This window comes from Pseudomonas sp. NBRC 111138, from assembly GCF_001320835.1.
Classification (GTDB): domain Bacteria; phylum Pseudomonadota; class Gammaproteobacteria; order Pseudomonadales; family Pseudomonadaceae; genus Aquipseudomonas; species Aquipseudomonas paracarnis.
Genome location: NZ_BCBO01000194.1, coordinates 1 through 549, shown reverse-complemented (window position 1 = coordinate 549; position 549 = coordinate 1). Strand labels below are relative to the sequence as shown.

Annotated in this window: 1 protein-coding gene; it reads right to left on the bottom strand. The window is 55.9% G+C overall.

Annotated elements, in window-relative coordinates:
* Window positions 1-253: hypothetical protein (locus APH41_RS29215; protein ID WP_218187874.1), on the bottom strand; the 253-nt coding region annotated here is incomplete at its 3' end.
* Window positions 254-549 lie beyond the last annotated feature (296 nt).

Here is a 549-nt window from a genome sequence, read left to right as displayed (position 1 = left end):
CGGCTACTTCGCCTTCTTTTTCTTTGTCGAATTCGTCCCAGCTCAGCATGACGTGTCGTCTCCTGCGTGAGGGCTCAAAGGTGCCCGTGTGAAACCGGATGGTTGGGTGTTCACACGGCCCTAGGGCCGCGGTGGATCTTAAGGAATCGTTTGTTGCAACAGCTCGCGCAGGCAAATAAACGGAATCAGGTTGCGGGTGCTGCATGAGGCTTGAGGGGCGCAGCGATGCGTGCTTGCTGCAGCGCAGGCTCAAGGTCTGGCTCTTTATCCCTGTGTAAAGGGATATTGCAGGCCCGATTTACCCGCGCATTATAGGGAAAAATTCAGGTTTGTGTTGCGGCGGATGGTCACTTGGGAGCGCCAAAATGACGTGGGTTTCGGCCAAAGCGAGTGTTTGCAAGGCTTTGCTGGGCGTGGGGGTTTTTGACGGGCGGGGATGTTTTTTTTGGGGCAGGGGAAGGGGGCGTAAAAAGAGTGGTCGTGGCTGAAATCGCCATCGCAGGCAAGCCAGCTCCCACAATTGATGTGGGGTGTATTCAAGGGCGGGTT